The 16824-nt window shown below is 52.7% G+C and carries 11 protein-coding genes; 10 read left to right on the top strand and 1 reads right to left on the bottom strand.

Going from position 1 to position 16824, the window contains the following annotated elements; translation table 11 throughout:
• Nucleotides 1–5: 5 nt before the first annotated feature.
• From GUC46_RS04730 to GUC46_RS04750, 5 genes are all read left to right on the top strand, one after another.
• Complete coding sequence (locus GUC46_RS04730; protein WP_003846536.1) at nucleotides 6–455, top strand: flavodoxin; 450 nt, start codon at nucleotides 6–8, stop codon at nucleotides 453–455.
• Nucleotides 456–797: 342 nt separating this feature from the next.
• The gene (gene gudP, locus GUC46_RS04735; RefSeq protein WP_003034105.1) at nucleotides 798–2150 is read left to right on the top strand and encodes a galactarate/glucarate/glycerate transporter GudP; all 1353 of its coding nucleotides are present in this window, start codon (nucleotides 798–800) and stop codon (nucleotides 2148–2150) included.
• Between the two features lie 2 nt (nucleotides 2151–2152).
• Nucleotides 2153–3493, top strand: coding sequence for an enolase C-terminal domain-like protein (locus tag GUC46_RS04740; RefSeq protein WP_044699743.1), 1341 nt, complete (start codon nucleotides 2153–2155; stop codon nucleotides 3491–3493).
• 20 nt (nucleotides 3494–3513) lie between these two features.
• On the top strand, nucleotides 3514–4854 hold the full coding sequence (gene gudD / locus GUC46_RS04745) for a glucarate dehydratase (protein WP_088903103.1): 1341 nt from the start codon (nucleotides 3514–3516) through the stop codon (nucleotides 4852–4854).
• Between the two features lie 81 nt (nucleotides 4855–4935).
• Nucleotides 4936–6078: a glycerate kinase gene (locus tag GUC46_RS04750; RefSeq protein ID WP_130715415.1), complete on the top strand. Its 1143-nt coding sequence runs from the start codon at nucleotides 4936–4938 to the stop codon at nucleotides 6076–6078.
• 43 nt (nucleotides 6079–6121) lie between these two features.
• Here GUC46_RS04750 and barA read toward each other — a convergent pair whose 3' ends face one another.
• Nucleotides 6122–8878, bottom strand: coding sequence for a two-component sensor histidine kinase BarA (gene barA, locus GUC46_RS04755; RefSeq protein WP_130715416.1), 2757 nt, complete (start codon nucleotides 8876–8878; stop codon nucleotides 6122–6124).
• 57 nt (nucleotides 8879–8935) lie between these two features.
• Between barA and rlmD the strand changes: the two genes are divergently transcribed.
• From rlmD to eno, 5 genes are all read left to right on the top strand, one after another.
• Nucleotides 8936–10234 (top strand): 23S rRNA (uracil(1939)-C(5))-methyltransferase RlmD, encoded by a 1299-nt coding sequence (rlmD, locus tag GUC46_RS04760; RefSeq protein ID WP_032938359.1) that lies wholly within the window; start codon nucleotides 8936–8938, stop codon nucleotides 10232–10234.
• A gap of 100 nt (nucleotides 10235–10334) precedes the next feature.
• Complete coding sequence (relA, locus tag GUC46_RS04765) at nucleotides 10335–12569, top strand: GTP diphosphokinase (RefSeq protein WP_160179860.1); 2235 nt, start codon at nucleotides 10335–10337, stop codon at nucleotides 12567–12569.
• A 123-nt stretch (nucleotides 12570–12692) separates the two neighbouring features.
• On the top strand, nucleotides 12693–13484 hold the full coding sequence (mazG, locus tag GUC46_RS04770; RefSeq protein ID WP_003840346.1) for a nucleoside triphosphate pyrophosphohydrolase: 792 nt from the start codon (nucleotides 12693–12695) through the stop codon (nucleotides 13482–13484).
• Between the two features lie 224 nt (nucleotides 13485–13708).
• The gene (gene pyrG, locus GUC46_RS04775; protein ID WP_003034127.1) at nucleotides 13709–15346 is read left to right on the top strand and encodes a glutamine hydrolyzing CTP synthase; all 1638 of its coding nucleotides are present in this window, start codon (nucleotides 13709–13711) and stop codon (nucleotides 15344–15346) included.
• An 87-nt stretch (nucleotides 15347–15433) separates the two neighbouring features.
• Nucleotides 15434–16732, top strand: a complete 1299-nt coding sequence (gene eno / locus GUC46_RS04780; protein ID WP_003034129.1) for a phosphopyruvate hydratase — start codon at nucleotides 15434–15436, stop codon at nucleotides 16730–16732.
• The last annotated feature ends 92 nt before the right edge of the window (nucleotides 16733–16824 follow it).

The raw sequence follows: 16824 nt of genomic DNA on the forward strand, positions 1-16824 counted from the left end.
CGGTTATGGCGGAAATTGGAATTTTTGTCGGCACAATGTACGGAAACGCGCTGCTGGTTGCCGAAGAGGCCGAGGCCATTTTGACGGCACAGGGTCATAAAGCCACGGTGTTTGAAGATCCGGAGCTTAGCGACTGGCAGGTATATCAGGATAAATATGTGCTGGTGGTGACCTCAACGACCGGGCAGGGCGATCTGCCCGATAGCATTGTGCCGCTGTTTCAGGGGATCAAAGATAATCTCGGTTTCCAGCCAAATCTGCATTACGGAGTCATTGCGCTGGGCGACAGCAGCTACGTTAATTTCTGCAATGGTGGCAAACAGTTTGATGCGCTGTTGCAGGAGCAAAGCGCACAGCGCGTGGGTGAAATGTTGCTGATTGACGCCAGCGAACATCCTGAACCGGAAAGCGAATCCAACCCTTGGGTAGAAAACTGGGGAACCTTGCTCAAATAATCTCTCGCCCGTACGGGCATACAACCCCCATTTGAACCGTAGGCCGGGTCAGGCGAAGCCGCCACCCGGCAATAAAACCCCAATTACGTGAACTAACTTCCACTGCTTTGGGCTTATGCCCCAAACAACTTCTTACTGCCTCCCGAATGTTGTGTTCATGCACGGTGAGGGTAAGAGCCACTCCTTCATATACTTTTCCCGTCAGTTCCCGAAAAGGCAGCGAGTCAGAATAAAACGGCCCTGAGCTGTACCAAAACTGCCACACACTAACCTCTCATTCTGATCACCCTACAGGTGCTGTACAGAATGAACTGGCGAAAGCCAAGATTCAGGAGTGCAACAATGAGTTCATTAAGTCAGGCGGCGAGCAGCGCTGAAAAACGCACTAACGCTCGCTACTGGATAGTGGTGATGTTGTTTATCGTCACATCCTTCAACTACGGCGATCGCGCCACCTTATCCATTGCCGGTTCGGAGATGGCCAAAGACATTGGTCTGGATGCGGTAGGGATGGGTTATGTATTCTCCGCTTTCTCATGGGCCTATGTTATCGGCCAGATCCCTGGCGGCTGGTTGCTTGACCGCTTCGGTTCAAAACGTGTTTATTTCTGGTCCATCTTTATTTGGTCCATGTTTACTCTGCTGCAAGGCTTCGTCGATATCTTTAGCGGCTTCGGCATTATCGTTGCGCTGTTTACGTTGCGATTCCTTGTCGGTTTAGCTGAAGCACCTTCCTTCCCCGGCAATAGTCGTATAGTTGCGGCATGGTTCCCGGCACAGGAGAGGGGCACAGCGGTCGCAATCTTTAACTCTGCGCAGTACTTTGCCACCGTTATTTTTGCGCCAATCATGGGGTGGCTGACCCACGAAGTGGGCTGGTCGCATGTGTTCTTCTTTATGGGCGGCCTCGGGATTGTTATCAGCTTTATCTGGCTGAAGGTGATTCATGAACCAAACCAGCACCCGGGCGTAAACCAAAAAGAGCTGGAGTACATTGCTGAAGGCGGGGCGCTGATCAATATGGATCAGGCGGCCGCCAAAGCTAAAGTGCCGTTCAGCGTGAAGTGGGGGCAAATCAAACAGCTGCTGGGCTCACGGATGATGATCGGTATTTACATCGGGCAATACTGCATTAACGCGCTGACCTACTTCTTTATCACCTGGTTCCCGGTTTATCTGGTGCAGGCTCGCGGTATGTCGATTTTGAAAGCTGGTTTTGTCGCTTCGGTCCCGGCCATTTGCGGATTCGCCGGCGGCGTGCTCGGCGGCATTATTTCCGACTGGCTGATGCGCCGTACCGGTTCGCTAAATATCGCCCGTAAAACACCAATCGTACTCGGCATGCTGCTGTCGATGGTGATGGTGTTCTGTAACTACGTCAACGTGGAGTGGATGATCATCGGCTTTATGGCGCTGGCCTTCTTCGGCAAAGGTATCGGTGCGTTGGGATGGGCGGTGATGGCTGATACTGCACCTAAAGAGATCAGCGGTCTGAGCGGCGGTTTGTTCAACATGTTTGGCAATATCTCCGGTATCGTCACGCCAATTGCTATCGGCTACATCGTAGGGACCACCGGCTCGTTTAACGGCGCGTTGATTTACGTCGGGGTGCATGCGTTGATTGCGGTGGTGAGCTATCTGGTACTGGTGGGCGATATTAAACGTATCGAACTGAAACCTGTCGCAGGACAATGATGATGACAACACAATCGAGTCCCGTTATTACCGATATGAAGGTCATCCCGGTGGCCGGTCATGACAGCATGCTGCTCAATATTGGCGGTGCGCACAATGCATATTTCACCCGCAATATTGTGGTTCTTACCGATAACGCCGGCAATACCGGCGTCGGTGAAGCGCCGGGCGGCGAAGTGATTTATCAGACGCTGGTTGACGCTATCCCGATGGTATTGGGTCAGGAAGTTGCGCGCCTGAATAAGGTGGTACAGCAGGTGCATAAAGGCAACCAGGCCGCTGATTTTGACACCTTTGGCAAAGGTGCCTGGACCTTTGAACTACGGGTAAACGCGGTGGCGGCGCTGGAAGCGGCGCTGCTCGACCTGCTGGGTAAGGCGCTGAACGTGCCGGTTTGTGAACTGTTAGGGCCGGGCAAGCAGCGCGATGCGGTCACCGTACTCGGCTATCTGTTCTACGTGGGCGATCGCACAAAGACCGATTTACCGTATCTGGAAAGCACGCCGGGAAACCATGAGTGGTATCACCTGCGTCACCAGCAAGCGATGAACAGTGAGGCGGTGGTTCGTCTGGCTCAGGCTTCGCAGGATCGCTACGGCTTTAAAGATTTCAAACTCAAAGGCGGTGTACTGCCTGGCGAGCAGGAAATCGACACCGTTCGTGCGCTGAAAAAATGCTTCCCGGATGCGCGTATTACGGTTGATCCCAACGGTGCCTGGTTGCTGGATGAAGCCATCTCCCTGTGTAAAGGGCTGAACGATGTTCTGACCTACGCCGAAGATCCATGCGGCGCTGAACAGGGTTTTTCTGGCCGCGAAGTGATGGCCGAGTTCCGCCGTGCAACCGGTCTACCGGTAGCAACCAACATGATAGCCACCAACTGGCGTGAAATGGGCCATGCGGTGATGCTGAACTCAGTAGATATTCCGCTGGCCGATCCGCACTTCTGGACCCTTTCCGGCGCGGTACGCGTGGCACAGTTATGCGATGACTGGGGACTGACCTGGGGCTGCCACTCTAACAATCATTTTGATATTTCGCTGGCGATGTTCACCCACGTTGGCGCCGCTGCGCCGGGCAACCCGACGGCTATCGACACCCACTGGATCTGGCAGGAGGGCGATTGCCGTCTGACCAAAAATCCGCTGGAGATTAAGAACGGGAAAATTGCTGTTCCTGACGCGCCTGGACTGGGCGTAGAGCTGGACTGGGATCAGGTTAACAAGGCTCATGAAGCCTACAAGAGACTGCCCGGCGGCGCGCGTAATGACGCAGGCCCAATGCAGTATCTGATTCCTGGATGGACTTTTGACCGTAAACGTCCCGTTTTCGGCCGCCACTAATTTTGAATAAGGACTTAATTATGAGCGCACAATTTTCTACCCCATTGGTTACCTCTATGCAGGTTATTCCGGTTGCGGGTCATGACAGTATGCTGATGAACCTGAGCGGCGCACATGCTCCATTCTTCACGCGCAATATTGTGATTATTAAAGATAACTCCGGTCATACCGGCGTGGGTGAAATTCCCGGCGGAGAAAAAATCCGCAAAACGCTGGAAGATGCGATCCCGCTGGTGGTAGGCAAAACGTTAGGTGAATACAAAAACGTGCTGAATGCGGTACGCAATACTTTTGCCGATCGTGATGCGGGCGGTCGCGGTTTGCAGACCTTTGATTTACGTACCACTATTCATGTGGTTACTGGGATCGAAGCGGCCATGTTGGATCTGTTAGGTCAGCATCTGGGCGTAAACGTCGCCTCTCTGCTGGGTGATGGACAGCAGCGTAGCGAAGTTGAAATGTTGGGTTACCTGTTCTTCGTGGGTAACCGTAAGGCAACGCCGCTGCCGTACCAGAGTCAGCCGGATGAGAAGTGCGACTGGTATCGTCTGCGTCATGAAGAGGCGATGACCCCGGATGCGGTAGTGCGCCTGGCGGAAGCTGCGTATGAGAAGTATGGTTTCAACGACTTTAAACTGAAAGGCGGCGTGCTGGCCGGGGAAGAGGAAGCGGAATCTATCGTTGCGCTGGCGAAGCGTTTCCCGCAGGCCCGCGTCACGCTGGATCCGAACGGCGCGTGGTCGCTAAACGAAGCGATTAAGATCGGCAAATATCTGAAGGGTTCTCTGGCCTATGCGGAAGATCCGTGTGGCGCCGAGCAGGGCTTCTCTGGTCGTGAAGTGATGGCGGAATTCCGCCGCGCTACCGGTCTGCCGACCGCCACCAACATGATCGCCACCGACTGGCGTCAGATGGGGCATACGCTGTCGTTGCAGTCCGTGGATATCCCACTGGCGGACCCGCACTTCTGGACCATGCAGGGTTCTGTCCGCGTGGCGCAAATGTGCCATGAGTTTGGGTTGACCTGGGGATCGCACTCTAACAACCACTTTGATATTTCGCTGGCGATGTTTACGCATGTCGCGGCAGCGGCTCCGGGCAAAATTACCGCGATTGATACCCACTGGATCTGGCAGGAAGGCAATCAACGCCTGACCAAAGAGCCATTTGAAATCAAAGGCGGCATGGTGCAGGTTCCGGTAAAACCGGGTCTGGGCGTGGAGCTGGATATGGATCAGGTCATGAAAGCGCATGAGCTGTACCAGCAACATGGATTGGGGGCGCGTGATGATGCGATGGGAATGCAGTATCTGATCCCGAACTGGACGTTTGATAATAAGCGTCCGTGCATGGTACGCTAAGCGAACTGGGACCGCTCCCATTAAGGGGCGGTTTTTATCCTGGTATATGCTTAACACAGTCAACATGCGTAAGGATGCTTTATGAAAATAGTAATCGCACCGGATTCCTATAAGGAAAGTTTGAGTGCGCTTGAAGTGGCAACGGCTATTGAGCAGGGGTTTCGTGAGATCTGGCCCGATGCGGATTACGTGAAGATTCCGGTTGCAGATGGCGGTGAAGGAACGGTCGAAGCGATGGTTGCCGCAACGCAAGGTCACCTTGTACATGTTGATGTTACCGGCCCTTTGGGCAACACAATTCAGGCATTTTATGGTTTATCCGGTGATGAGCGCTCGGCCTTTATCGAAATGGCGGCCGCCAGCGGACTGGAACAGGTTCCTACGGGGTTACGCGATCCGCTGAAAACGACATCCTGGGGAACCGGGGAGTTAATCCGTCATGCATTGGACGCTGGCGTTGAGCATATCATCATTGGAATTGGCGGAAGCGCCACCAATGATGGCGGTGCCGGGATGGTGCAAGCGCTGGGAGCAAAATTGCTGGATGCGCAAAATAACGATATTGCCCATGGCGGGGCTGGCCTCGAATCGCTCGCTCGGATTGATATTTCTCAGTTAGACCAGCGACTTGCTGCGTGTCGTATTGAAGTGGCTTGCGACGTGACTAATCCGTTGACCGGTGAAGAGGGCGCTTCTGCGGTTTTTGGCCCGCAAAAAGGGGCGACGCCGGAGATGATTACCCGCCTGGATCGGGCACTCACGCACTATGCGCAACTCATTGCCCGCGATCTGGACGTCAACGTGCTGGATCTGGCCGGCGGTGGAGCCGCTGGTGGTATGGGGGCGGCGCTATATGCGTTTTGCGGCGCACAGTTGCGCTGCGGTATTGAGATAGTAACGGATGCGTTGCACCTTGACGCCTGCGTTGCGGATGCGGATTTAGTGGTCACGGGTGAAGGGCGCATTGATAGTCAGACCATTCACGGTAAGGTTCCGGTTGGCGTGGCGAAGGTCGCAAAGCGTTACAACAAACCGGTTATCGGCATTGCCGGTAGCCTGACGGCGGATGTCGGTGTGGTCCACGAGCATGGGCTGGATGCGGTTTTCAGCGTCATCTATACCATCTGTACCCTGGATGAGGCGCTAAAGAACGCGAGCGACAACGTACGAATGACGGCGCGAAACGTGGCCGCAACGCTTAAAGCCGGGCAGCAATTACGCTGAGTTGTAGGTTGGATAAGGCGGTCACGCCGCCTTCCTGCGAATATCACCCCAACAACTTCTTCGCTTCGCGCGCAACGTTGTCCATTTCATCCAGAAGCTCTAAAAACTCAGGCTCCAGCTCTTCTTCCTTGGTCCCGCTACGTAATTGCTGCTCAATAAGCTGACACAGGTTTTTCATGCGGGGAACGCCGCTATAACCGCAGCTGCCGTGCAGCTTGTGGATCATATCCACCAGCCCTTCAGGGTTTTCACCGACCAGCTGTTCTTCAATTTTGTTACGTACTTCGGGCAGAAAATCGAGCAGCATTTGCAGCATATCCCGCGCCAGATCGTTTTTACCTGCGGCTTGTCTTAATGCTAACTGCCAGTCGAGTGTGGTATTCGGATTGACTACCGGCTCAACGGGTTCAACGGCGATCGCCCTAAGCGCTGTGCTTGCGCCGGGTTTGTAGCGTAACAGCAGATTATGCAGCTTATCTTCTTCGATAGGCTTCGCCAGGTAATCGTTCATCCCGGCGCTGAGCAGCTTCTCTTTCTGCCCGGCCATGGCGTGTGCGGTGACCGCAATGACCGGTGTCTGCTGTTGATGAGGAAGCTGGTGGATTAGTTCACAAGCGCGAATGCCGTCCATGTCTGGCATCTGAATATCCATCAGGATCAGATCAAATTGCATTTGTCTGGCGCGATCCACCGCTTGATGCCCACTGTCGCAGAGCACGACGTGCTGCACCTTATCTTCCAACAGTGCGCCAATCAGCTTTAGGTTCGCCGGGTTGTCGTCTACCGCCATAACGGTCATCGCAATTTTGCTATCGTCTAACAGCAGCGGATCCGTGCTGTGATTCACCTGACAATACTCTGTCAGCGCAGGCAGTAAGCGAGTTGAGGTGAGAGGTTTCAACAGACATGCCGCCGCGCCGCCCTGTTTTAACTTCTCGGCGTTAATCTGCGCATGGCAAGGCAGGGCCAGTAACAAAAAGTCGGTCATCGCCGCAGCGTTTGCCAGCCGCTCATGCTGCATGGTGAGCGGTTCGCGTAAAGTAACCGGAATGCCGAGCAGCAGAATATCGTAGTGATCCTTCGGCAGCCCGGAGAATGAAGGGCTGTAAATCACCTCCAACGGCGTTTCGCTCAAGATATCTAATGTGCACTGTGCGGCAGTGGCGTTCGGTTCGACGTAGGCCAGTCGTTTACCGGCCAGGCAGAGCGTGGTTGAGCGGTCAACGAGAACGTTAGGGTTAAGATCGAGGCTGATATGGAACCAGAACGTGGAACCCCGGTTCGGTTGACTATGGAAGGAGATATCCCCGCCCATTTCGTTGACCAGTTTTTGCGTAATGACCAGGCCCAGCCCGGTACCGCCGTGGCGGCGGGAAATACTGGCATCCGCCTGGCGGAAGGCCTGGAACAAGCGTGACTGATCGCGCTCAGGAATACCAATTCCGGTATCGCGGATTTGTACTTCAATCTGCACTTTCGTGTTACTAAGGGCGCGCTTCTCGACCAGAATGTCGATATTGCCGCCTTCGGTAAATTTGATGGCATTGCCAACCAGATTAGTGATTACCTGCTGTAAGCGCAGCGGATCGCCGATGACGTTGTCCGGCACGTCATTCTTAATATTCAGCGTCAGCTCAAGCCCTTTATCATGGGATGAATGCGCTAACAGCGTAACGACGTCATCCAGCGTGCTGCGCAGCGGGAAGGGAATGCTTTCCAGAATCAGCTTGCCCGCCTCAAGTTTTGAGAAGTCGAGTACATCATTGATGATAGCCAGCAGATTGTTAGCCGAGCGTTCAATGGTATTCAGGTGATCGCGCTGCGTGGTGTTGAGCTCGGTTTTTAGCGTAAGACGGGTGAAGCCAATCACGCCATTCAGCGGTGTTCGCAGTTCGTGCGACATGTTAGCCAGAAACTCAGACTTAATACGCGCCGCTTCCTGGGCGCGTTTCTTCGCCAGATCCAGTTCGACGTTCTGGATTTCCATCTGCTCCAGCGTTTCACGCAGGTCAGAGGTGGCCTGATCGATGTTGTGCTGCATCTCCTCATGGTAAGCCGCAAGTGACATCGCCATCGAGTTGATACCATTTTTGAGCATATCCAGCTCGCCCAGCATGAAACCTTCCACGCGGCTGTCGAGCTGTCCTCTACGAATTCGGTCAACGGTATTCACCATATTGCGAATCGGGCCGGTTACGTCTCGCATCAGACGCCAGCCAAAAATTAACGCAATACCAATACAAAACAGCATCATTACACTGGAGATAAAGATCTCTTTGTACTGCTGCAATCGCACGGACTTAAGATCCAGCTCAAGCGCCACATACCCCAGCATATTTTTGGTGTTTTTCGCATCGCTTACGGCGGATTCATCTGGTGAATAGCTTTCCGATATAATCGGGGTACGCAGGATCATGATATCCCCGTGCCGGGTGACGCTTAGCTTACGGGGAAACGGTGAACCTGTCGCCAACTGCATTTCAGACGGATCGAGATGAAAATTAGAGGTGACGAACAGTCGGTTATTTTCGTCATAAACAGAAATTGCCCGCACGATATCGGAATGGCGACGATGCAGCACGCTGATAAGCTGGCCGATAGATTCCCTGTTTTGCAGGTTCATGCCATATTCGCTGGAGACCGCGAGTGGTTCTATGATGCTGGCACCAGCATCTTCCAGTTGACGCTGCAAGTCGTTATAGCGATGCACAACAAAAAAGATACTGAGCAACAAACCTATCAGGACGGTCGGGGCCAGGATCAGAATCATCATGCGTGCGCGCAGGCTGTAGTTGGTCATGGAGTTCCGTTATGGGACAATTAGGGTCACACTGTTAAATAGAGAAATATCTCGTCGATGGCGCAATTCTACTCTGCAAAACGACGCGTGACGACGCGTCAGATCATAACCGTTACCGTCAATGACCTCGATCCTTTTGGTCAGGGCGTCGCTCGCCATAACGGAAAAGCGTTGTTTATACCGGAATTGCTACCCCAGGAAAGCGCCGAGGTGGTGATTACCGAAGATAAAAAACAGTTCGCCCGCGCGCAAGTAAAACGACGTTTGAACAACAGCCCTGAGCGTGAAGTGCCACGTTGCCCGCATTTTGGCGTATGCGGCGGTTGCCAGCAGCAGCATGCCAGCATCTCGTTACAGCAGCGTAGTAAAAGCGCGGCGTTGTCGCGTTTAATGAAATGTGACGTGTCAGATGTTATAGCTGATACGCCGTGGGGCTATCGTCGTCGTGCCCGATTGAGCCTGAACTATCGGCCAAAAGAACAAAAATTGCAGATGGGGTTTCGTAAATCAGGCTCCAGCGACATTATCGATGTCAAACAATGCCCTGTTTTGGTGCCCCAGCTTGAAGCGTTATTGCCCCATCTCAGGGCGTGTCTGGAAAGTCTTCAAGGGTTACGCCACCTTGGACATGTTGAACTGGTGCAGGCAGGGAGCGGAACCCTGATGATTTTGCGCCACACGGCGCCATTAAGTGCAGCGGATAAAGAAAAACTGGAATGCTTTTCGCATTCTCTGGGGCTGTCTTTGTTTCTGGCCCCGCAAAGCGAGATACTGGAATCAATATCAGAAGAATCACCCTGGTATGACTCAAATGGACTACGGTTAACCTTCAGCCCGCGTGATTTTATTCAGGTCAATGAAGGGGTAAACCAGCAAATGGTGGCCCGTGCGTTGGAATGGCTCGATGTTCAACCTGAAGATCGCGTACTCGATCTGTTCTGCGGAATGGGCAATTTTACTCTGCCGCTGGCAACTCGGGCAGCAAGCGTGGTTGGCGTGGAAGGTGTTCCGGCGTTGGTGGAAAAAGGTCGGGAGAACGCGCTGAATAACGGATTACACAATGTGACGTTCTTTCATGAAAACCTTGAGGAAGATGTTACCCGGCAGCCGTGGGCGAAAAACGGATTCGACAAAGTTTTGCTCGATCCTGCGCGTGCGGGGGCTGCAGGTGTGATGCAACATATTATAAAATTAGAACCTATACGCGTTGTTTATGTATCCTGTAACCCGGCAACGCTGGCTCGTGACAGCGATGCTTTGCTCAATGCGGGATACGCCATCCGGCGGCTGGCGATGCTCGATATGTTCCCGCACACTGGACACCTGGAATCAATGGTCCTGTTTGAGCGTTTGTAATGAACTTAATACCCATTGGATTTCGCCTTGTAATGCTGTGTGAAAGACAATGGGTTCGGCTTGTCGACTTCGACAGGCCATGCCCCTTAAGGAGAGGACGATGGTTGCGGTAAGAAGTGCACATTTAAATAAAGCTGGTGAGTTTGATCCCAAGAAATGGATCGCGAGTCTGGGGATCTCCAGCCAGCAGTCGTGTGAACGCTTAGCCGAAACCTGGGCGTACTGCCTCCTGCAGACACAGGGGCATCCGGATGCGGATCTGCTGCTGTGGCGTGGTGTGGAGATGGTAGAAATTCTCTCCATGTTGAGCATGGATATCGATACGCTGCGTGCAGCAATGCTGTTCCCACTGGCTGATGCCAACGTGGTAAGTGAAGACATCCTGCGCGAGAGCGTGGGCAAATCCATTGTTCATCTTATCCACGGCGTGCGTGATATGGCGGCGATACGCCAGCTTAAAGCCACGCATACCGATTCAGTTTCTTCCGAGCAGGTCGATAACGTCCGCCGCATGCTGCTGGCAATGGTAGATGACTTCCGCTGTGTGGTCATCAAGCTGGCAGAGCGGATTGCCCATCTGCGTGAAGTGAAAGACGCGCCGGAAGATGAACGCGTTCTGGCGGCAAAAGAGTGCACCAATATCTATGCACCGCTGGCCAACCGTTTGGGAATTGGGCAATTAAAATGGGAGCTGGAAGATTACTGCTTCCGTTATCTGCACCCGGCTGAATACAAACGCATTGCCAAGCTGCTGCATGAACGTCGTATCGACCGGGAGCATTACATTGATGAGTTCGTTGGTCATTTGCGCTCAGAGATGAAAACGGAAGGCGTCAAAGCTGAAGTGTACGGGCGTCCCAAGCATATCTACAGCATCTGGCGCAAAATGCAGAAAAAGCAGTTGGCCTTCGATGAACTGTTCGATGTGCGCGCAGTGCGTATCGTGGCAGAGCGTTTACAGGACTGCTATGCCGCGCTCGGGATAGTACATACTCACTATCGCCATCTGCCGGATGAGTTTGATGACTACGTCGCGAACCCGAAACCCAACGGCTACCAGTCAATCCATACGGTTGTGCTGGGGCCGGGCGGGAAAACTATTGAAATTCAGATCCGTACCAAACAGATGCACGAAGATGCCGAACTGGGCGTCGCGGCACACTGGAAGTACAAAGAGGGCACTGCTTCAGGCGCCGCGCGCTCTGGTCATGAAGATCGTATTGCATGGCTGCGTAAGCTGATCGCCTGGCAGGAAGAGATGGCAGATTCTGGTGAAATGCTGGATGAAGTTCGTAGCCAGGTCTTTGATGACCGCGTGTACGTCTTTACGCCGAAAGGCGACGTTGTGGATCTGCCTGCAGGCTCCACGCCGCTCGATTTTGCTTACCACATTCATAGTGATGTGGGGCATCGTTGCATTGGCGCGAAAATTGGTGGACGCATCGTACCGTTTACCTACCAACTACAGATGGGCGATCAAATTGAAATTATCACCCAGAAACAGCCAAACCCAAGCCGCGACTGGTTGAACCCTAACCTTGGCTACGTAACCACCAGTCGTGGGCGTTCGAAGATCCACGCCTGGTTCCGTAAACAGGACCGTGATAAGAACATTCTTGCAGGTCGCCAGATCCTCGACGATGAACTGGCGCATTTAGGCATCAGCCTGAAAGAAGCGGAAAAACATCTGCTGCCGCGCTACAGTTTCAATGAGCTGGATGAACTGTTGGCGGCGATTGGCGGAGGAGACATCCGCCTCAACCAGATGGTGAATTTCCTGCAGGCGCAGTTTAATAAGCCAAGCGCTGCCGAACAGGATGCCGCCGCGCTGAAACAGCTTCAGCAGAAAACGCACGCACCGCAAAGTCGCCGTAAAGACGACGGTCGTGTCGTGGTGGAAGGGGTAGGTAACCTGATGCACCACATCGCTCGCTGCTGCCAGCCGATTCCAGGCGATGAGATTGTCGGGTTTATTACCCAGGGACGCGGTATTTCCGTGCACCGGGCGGATTGTGAACAGCTGACTGAGCTGCGTTCCCATGCGCCGGAACGTATTGTTGATGCGGTCTGGGGCGAAAGTTACTCTGCAGGGTATTCGCTGGTGGTTCGCGTCCAGGCCAACGATCGCAGTGGCTTGTTACGTGATATCACCACGATTCTCGCCAACGAGAAGGTGAACGTGCTGGGCGTTGCCAGCCGGAGTGATACCAAACAACAGCTTGCCACCATTGATATGACCATCGAAATCTACAACCTGCAGGTGCTAGGGCGCGTGCTCGGCAAGCTGAACCAGGTACCGGATGTGATCGACGCACGTCGTCTGCACGGTAATTAATCATTATGTAGGCCGGATAACCTTGTAGGCCTGATAAGACGCGTTAGCGTTGCCATCAGGCATTGCTATGTTGCCGGATGTCGCCTTATCCGGCCTACTGTATTGAAATTTCAGGATATTCCAATGAATCAAATCGACCGACTGCTCGGTATTATGCAGCGCCTGCGCGACCCAGAGAACGGCTGTCCGTGGGACAAAGAGCAGACATTCGCCACTATTGCTCCTTATACCCTCGAAGAAACTTATGAAGTGCTGGACGCGATTGCGCGAGAAGACTTCGACGACCTGCGTGGAGAGTTGGGGGATCTGCTGTTCCAGGTGGTGTTTTACGCCCAGATGGCTCAGGAAGAAGGGCGCTTCAACTTTGATGATATTTGCGCTGCGATAAGCGATAAGCTTGAACGCCGCCACCCGCATGTTTTTGCTGATGTTTCTGCCAGTAACAGCACCGAGGTGCTTACCCGTTGGGAGCAAATCAAAACCGAAGAACGTGCTGAGAAGGCGCAGCATTCCGCGCTCGACGATATTCCCCGTAGTTTACCGGCATTAATGCGCGCCCAAAAAATCCAGAAACGCTGCTCAAATGTTGGCTTCGACTGGAAAACATTAGGACCGGTTGTCGACAAGGTTTACGAAGAGATCGACGAAGTCATGTTTGAGGCGAAGCAGGCTGTTGTCGACCAGGCTAAACTGGAGGAGGAAATGGGCGATCTGCTGTTTGCCACGGTCAATATGGCCCGGCATTTAGGCACTAAAGCAGAGACCGCATTGCAGAAAGCGAACGAGAAGTTTGAGCGGCGTTTTCGTGAGGTTGAGCGAATTGTGGCAGCTCGCGGTCTGGAAATGACTGGTGTTGATCTGGAAACTATGGAAGAAGTCTGGCAACAGGTAAAACGGCAGGAAATTGATCTCTAAGGGATTTCGTCGGTCAAGGGCGATTTGTGTGATTTTTTAAATAACAAGCGCTTGATTTACGTCAAAAACATTTACCCCAAAGGGGCTATTTTCTCACTCCCGATGTTAATGTGAGCCTGGTGAAGAGGAGGAATAATGAAAGTTTGTGGCGCTCGTCATGTTCGGGTATACTACTTTCCCGTCTTGGTAATTCCATCGTTTCACCCTAACTTCTCAGGTCCAGCATGACAACGAACTATATTTTTGTGACCGGCGGGGTCGTATCCTCTCTGGGAAAAGGCATTGCCGCAGCCTCCCTGGCAGCCATTCTTGAAGCCCGTGGCCTCAATGTAACCATGATGAAACTGGATCCGTACATCAACGTCGATCCAGGTACTATGAGCCCAATCCAACACGGGGAAGTGTTCGTTACCGAAGACGGCGCTGAAACCGACCTGGACCTGGGTCACTATGAGCGCTTCATTCGTACCAAAATGAGCCGCCGCAACAACTTCACTACGGGTCGTATCTACTCCGACGTTCTGCGTAAAGAACGCCGTGGCGACTACCTGGGCGCGACCGTTCAGGTTATCCCGCACATCACGAATGCCATTAAAGAGCGTGTTCTGGAAGGCGGTGAAGGTCATGATGTTGTTCTGGTTGAAATCGGCGGAACCGTTGGGGATATCGAATCTCTGCCGTTCCTTGAAGCGATTCGCCAGATGGCCGTAGAAATTGGCCGCGAGCACACGCTGTTTATGCATCTGACGCTGGTTCCGTACATGGCGGCGGCAGGTGAAGTCAAAACTAAACCGACTCAGCACTCTGTAAAAGAGCTGCTTTCTATCGGTATTCAGCCAGATATCCTGATTTGCCGCTCCGATCGCGCAGTTCCGGCTAATGAACGTGCAAAAATTGCATTGTTCTGTAACGTTCCGGAAAAAGCGGTGATTTCTCTGAAAGATGTCGATTCCATCTATAAAATCCCGGGCCTGTTGAAATCTCAGGGCCTTGACGATTATATTTGTAAACGATTCAGCTTGAACTGTCCGGAAGCTAATCTGTCAGAATGGGAACAGGTTATCTACGAAGAAGCTAATCCGGCAGGCGAAGTGACTATCGGTATGGTCGGCAAGTACATTGAACTGCCGGATGCCTATAAGTCAGTTATCGAAGCGCTGAAGCATGGCGGTCTGAAGAATCGTGTCACCGTCAATATCAAGCTGATCGATTCACAAGATGTCGAAACGCGTGGCGTTGAGATCCTGAAAGGTCTTGATGCAATCCTGATCCCTGGCGGCTTCGGCTACCGTGGTGTTGAAGGTAAAATCGCGACGGCGCGCTTTGCGCGTGAGAACAATATTCCTTATCTGGGCATTTGCCTGGGTATGCAGGTTGCGTTGATTGAGTTTGCACGTAACGTAGTGGGTATGGACAACGCCAACTCCACGGAATTTGTGCCAGACTGTAAGTACCCGGTGGTGGCTCTGATTACCGAATGGCGCGATGAAGACGGCAACGTCGAAGTCCGTACCGAGAAGAGCGATCTGGGCGGCACTATGCGTCTTGGTGCGCAGCAGTGTCAGTTGAGCGACGATAGCCTGGTTCGTCAACTGTACGGCGCGCCGACAATTGTTGAACGCCACCGCCACCGTTACGAAGTCAACAATATGCTGTTGAAACAGATTGAAGCTGCGGGTCTGCGTATTGCAGGCCGTTCCGGTGATGATCAGTTGGTCGAGATCATTGAGGTACCGAATCATCCGTGGTTCGTGGCCTGTCAGTTCCACCCGGAATTTACTTCCACGCCACGTGATGGGCACCCGCTGTTTGCCGGCTTTGTGAAAGCCGCCAGTGAACATCAGAAGCGTCAGGCGAAGTAAGAAGTAAATAAGTTAGAACGGCAATGCACCCATCAGGGTGCATTGTTTGTCTGGAGTTTTAGTTTAACTTGTACTGAGGAAAATCTAATGTCCAAAATCGTTAAAATCATCGGTCGTGAAATCATCGACTCCCGTGGTAACCCGACTGTTGAAGCCGAAGTACACCTGGAAGGTGGTTTCGTTGGTATGGCAGCAGCTCCGTCAGGTGCTTCTACTGGTTCCCGCGAAGCACTGGAACTGCGCGATGGCGACAAATCCCGTTTCATGGGTAAAGGCGTACTGAAAGCTGTTGCAGCTGTTAACGGCCCAATTGCTCAGGCTCTGCTGGGTAAAGATGCTAAAGATCAGGCTGGCATCGACAAGATCATGATCGATCTGGACGGTACTGAAAACAAATCCAACTTCGGTGCAAACGCCATCCTGGCTGTGTCCCTGGCGAACGCCAAAGCAGCAGCTGCTGCTAAAGGCCTGCCGCTGTATGCACACATCGCTGAACTGAACGGTACTCCGGGTAAATACTCCATGCCGGTTCCGATGATGAACATCATCAACGGTGGTGAGCACGCTGACAACAACGTCGACATCCAGGAATTCATGATTCAGCCGGTTGGCGCTAAGACTCTGAAAGAAGCCGTTCGTATGGGTTCTGAAGTGTTCCACAACCTGGCTAAAGTTCTGAAAGCTAAAGGTATGAACACTGCAGTTGGTGACGAAGGTGGCTACGCGCCGAACCTGGGTTCCAACGCTGAAGCTCTGGCTGTAATCGCTGAAGCGGTTAAAGCAGCTGGCTACGAGCTGGGCAAAGACATCACTCTGGCGATGGACTGTGCAGCTTCTGAATTCTACAAAGACGGTAAATACGTTCTGGCTGGCGAAGGCAACAAAGCATTCACCTCCGAAGAATTCACTCACTTCCTGGAAGAACTGACCAAACAGTACCCGATCGTGTCCATCGAAGATGGTCTGGACGAGTCTGACTGGGATGGTTTCGCATACCAGACTAAAGTACTGGGCGACAAAATCCAGCTGGTTGGTGACGATCTGTTCGTAACCAACACCAAGATCCTGAAAGAAGGCATCGAAAAAGGCATCGTTAACTCCATCCTGATCAAATTCAACCAGATCGGTTCTCTGACCGAAACTCTGGCTGCGATCAAAATGGCGAAAGACGCTGGCTACACCGCTGTCATCTCTCACCGTTCTGGCGAAACTGAAGATGCTACCATCGCTGACCTGGCTGTTGGTACCGCTGCAGGCCAGATCAAAACTGGTTCTATGAGCCGTTCTGACCGCGTTGCTAAGTACAACCAGCTGATTCGTATCGAAGAAGCTCTGGGTGAACAAGCACCGTACAACGGTCGTAAAGAGATCAAAGGTCAGGCGTAATCCTGTTCTTTAACTCTTAACGTAAAAACCCGCTGCGGCGGGTTTTTTTATGTCTGTAATTTATTCTTAATTGAAAATTTTGATGAACAATT

This window comes from Citrobacter sp. LUTT5 (genome assembly GCF_009905315.1).
GTDB classification, from domain to species: Bacteria; Pseudomonadota; Gammaproteobacteria; order Enterobacterales; family Enterobacteriaceae; genus Citrobacter; species Citrobacter freundii.

What these genes read in the sequence shown, in the direction of transcription:
- GUC46_RS04730 (WP_003846536.1), top strand. Translation starts at nt 6, where the DNA reads ATGGCGGAAATTGGAATTTTTGTCGGCACAATGTACGGAAACGCGCTG.
- gudP (WP_003034105.1), top strand. Translation starts at nt 798, where the DNA reads ATGAGTTCATTAAGTCAGGCGGCGAGCAGCGCTGAAAAACGCACTAAC.
- GUC46_RS04740 (WP_044699743.1), top strand. Translation starts at nt 2,153, where the DNA reads ATGACAACACAATCGAGTCCCGTTATTACCGATATGAAGGTCATCCCG.
- gudD (WP_088903103.1), top strand. Translation starts at nt 3,514, where the DNA reads ATGAGCGCACAATTTTCTACCCCATTGGTTACCTCTATGCAGGTTATT.
- GUC46_RS04750 (WP_130715415.1), top strand. Translation starts at nt 4,936, where the DNA reads ATGAAAATAGTAATCGCACCGGATTCCTATAAGGAAAGTTTGAGTGCG.
- barA (WP_130715416.1), bottom strand. Translation starts at nt 8,878, where the DNA reads ATGACCAACTACAGCCTGCGCGCACGCATGATGATTCTGATCCTGGCC.
- rlmD (WP_032938359.1), top strand. Translation starts at nt 8,936, where the DNA reads ATGGCGCAATTCTACTCTGCAAAACGACGCGTGACGACGCGTCAGATC.
- relA (WP_160179860.1), top strand. Translation starts at nt 10,335, where the DNA reads ATGGTTGCGGTAAGAAGTGCACATTTAAATAAAGCTGGTGAGTTTGAT.
- mazG (WP_003840346.1), top strand. Translation starts at nt 12,693, where the DNA reads ATGAATCAAATCGACCGACTGCTCGGTATTATGCAGCGCCTGCGCGAC.
- pyrG (WP_003034127.1), top strand. Translation starts at nt 13,709, where the DNA reads ATGACAACGAACTATATTTTTGTGACCGGCGGGGTCGTATCCTCTCTG.
- eno (WP_003034129.1), top strand. Translation starts at nt 15,434, where the DNA reads ATGTCCAAAATCGTTAAAATCATCGGTCGTGAAATCATCGACTCCCGT.